The sequence below is a fragment of the Aerococcus sp. UMB7834 genome (genome assembly GCF_030215145.1).
GTDB lineage: Bacteria > Bacillota > Bacilli > Lactobacillales > Aerococcaceae > Aerococcus.
Map to the genome: position 1 here is coordinate 1 of NZ_JASOLI010000019.1, position 2,836 is coordinate 2,836.

At 50.6% G+C, this 2,836-nt stretch carries 1 rRNA gene; it reads left to right on the plus strand.

Annotated elements, in window-relative coordinates:
• Positions 1-153 precede the first annotated feature (153 nt).
• Positions 154-2,836, plus strand: a 23S ribosomal RNA gene (locus QP339_RS09595); the annotation flags it as partial.

The following is a 2,836-nucleotide window of genomic DNA, read 5'->3' on the forward strand; positions in this document are numbered from 1 at the left end:
AACTTGTTCTTTGAAAACTGAATACTGCAAGTAATAACCATATTTTTAACTGTGACCACCAGGAAGCAGTTAAGGATATAAACCAATTTTACCAAGAGTAAAAAACCGAAAGAGTTTAATTAAACTTTTCGCACATCATACAGCTTAACCAACGGTTAAGTGAATAAGGGCGTACGGTGAATGCCTTGGCACTAGGAGCCGATGAAGGACGGGACGAACACCGATATGCTTCGGAGAGCTGTAAGTAAGCTTTGATCCGGAGATTTCCGAATGGGGGAACCCCATCATCTTGATCGATGATGACTTTCAAGTGAATACATAGCTTGTTAGAGGTAGACGCAGGGAACTGAAACATCTCAGTACCTGTAGGAAGAGAAAGAAAAATCGATTTCCTGAGTAGCGGCGAGCGAAACGGAAAGAGCCCAAACCAAAGAGCTTGCTCTTTGGGGTTGTAGGACTGGGACCTATGATTTAGGCGGGTTAGTCGAATGGCATGGGAAGGCCAATCAGAGAAGGTGAGAATCCTGTAGACGAAAACCCAACTAACATTACCAGTATCCTGAGTACGACGGACCACGTGAAATTCCGTCGGAATCCGCCGGGACCATCCGGCAAGGCTAAATACTACCTAGTGACCGATAGTGAACCAGTACCGTGAGGGAAAGGTGAAAAGCACCCCGGGAGGGGAGTGAAAGAGTACCTGAAACCGTATGCCTACAAGCAGTCAGAGCCCGTTAATGGGTGATGGCGTACTTTTTGTAGAACGGACCGGCGAGTTACGATAGCATGCAAGGTTAAGACGAAGAGTCGGAGCCACAGCGAAAGCGAGTCTGAAGTGGGCGTTGAGTATGTTGTCGTAGACCCGAAACCAGGTGATCTACCCATGTCCAGGCTGAAGGTGCGGTAAAACGCACTGGAGGGCCGAACCCACGTCTGTTGAAAAAGGCGGGGATGAGGTGTGGGTAGCGGTGAAATTCCAATCGAACCTGGAGATAGCTGGTTCTCTCCGAAATAGCTTTAGGGCTAGCCTCGGATGATGAATATTGGAGGTAGAGCACTGTTTGTTCTAGGGGTCCAACAAGGATTACCGAAAACTGATAAACTCCGAATGCCAAATATTTTAATCCGGGAGTCACACTGCGAGTGATAAGATCCGTAGTGGAAAGGGAAACAGCCCAGACCACCAGCTAAGGTCCCAAAGTTTCAGTTAAGTGGAAAAGGATGTGGGGTTGCACAGACAACTAGGATGTTGGCTTAGAAGCAGCCATCATTCAAAGAGTGCGTAATAGCTCACTAGTCGAGTGACCCTGCGCCGAAAATGTACCGGGGCTAAACTGAACACCGAAGCTGTGGATGTCTAAGGACATGGTAGGAGAGCGTTCTAAGGACGGCGAAGCATGATCGTGAGGACATGTGGAGTGCTTAGAAGTGAGAATGCCGGTATGAGTAGCGAAAGACGGGTGAGAATCCCGTCCACCGAATAACTAAGGTTTCCTGGGGAAGGCTCGTCCTCCCAGGGTTAGTCGGGACCTAAGCCGAGACCGAAAGGTGTAGGCGATGGCCAACAGGTTGAGATTCCTGTACTTGTCTGATTTGTTTGAGCAATGGAAGGACACAGGAGGCTAAGCAGAGCGCGGAGATGGAAAAACGCGTCCAAGCAACAAGTCTGATGTTGAGTAAAAGGCTTAACATCCTAAGGATGAGTTGTGACGGGGAGGGAAGTTTAGTACCGAAGCTGCTGATGTCACACTGTCAAGAAAAGTTTCTAGTGAGAATCAGACAACCCGTACCGCAAACCGACACAGGTAGTTGAGGAGAGAATCCTAAGGTGAGCGAGCGAACTCTCGTTAAGGAACTCGGCAAAATGACCCCGTAACTTCGGGAGAAGGGGTGCTGGCCGCAAGGCCAGCCGCAGTGAATAGGCCCAAGCGACTGTTTATCAAAAACATAGGTCTCTGCCAAATCGAAAGATGACGTATAGAGGCTGACGCCTGCCCGGTGCTGGAAGGTTAAGAGGAAGGGTTAGCGTATGCGAAGCTCTGAATTGAAGCCCCAGTAAACGGCGGCCGTAACTATAACGGTCCTAAGGTAGCGAAATTCCTTGTCAGGTAAGTTCTGACCCGCACGAAAGGCGCAACGATTTGGGCACTGTCTCAACGAGAGACTCGGTGAAATTGTAGTACCAGTGAAGATGCTGGTTACCCGCGACAGGACGGAAAGACCCCATGGAGCTTCACTGCAGGTTGATATTGAGTGTTTGTGTGACATGTACAGGATAGGTAGGAGCCATTGAAACCGGGACGCTAGTCTCGGTGGAGGCATAAGTGGGATACTACCCTTGTGACATGACCACTCTAACCCGCGACCATAGATCTGGTCGGGAGACAGTGTCAGTCGGGCAGTTTGACTGGGGCGGTCGCCTCCTAAAGTGTAACGGAGGCGCCCAAAGGTTCCCTCAGAATGGTTGGAAATCATTCGCAGAGTGTAAAGGCAGAAGGGAGCTTGACTGCGAGACCTACAAGTCGAGCAGGGACGAAAGTCGGGCTTAGTGATCCGGTGGTTCCGCATGGAAGGGCCATCGCTCAACGGATAAAAGCTACCCTGGGGATAACAGGCTTATCTCCCCCAAGAGTTCACATCGACGGGGAGGTTTGGCACCTCGATGTCGGCTCATCGCATCCTGGGGCTGAAGTCGGTCCCAAGGGTTGGGCTGTTCGCCCATTAAAGCGGTACGCGAGCTGGGTTCAGAACGTCGTGAGACAGTTCGGTCCCTATCCGTCGCGGGCGTTGGAAATTTGAGAGGAGCTGTCCTTAGTACGAGAGGACCGGGATGGAC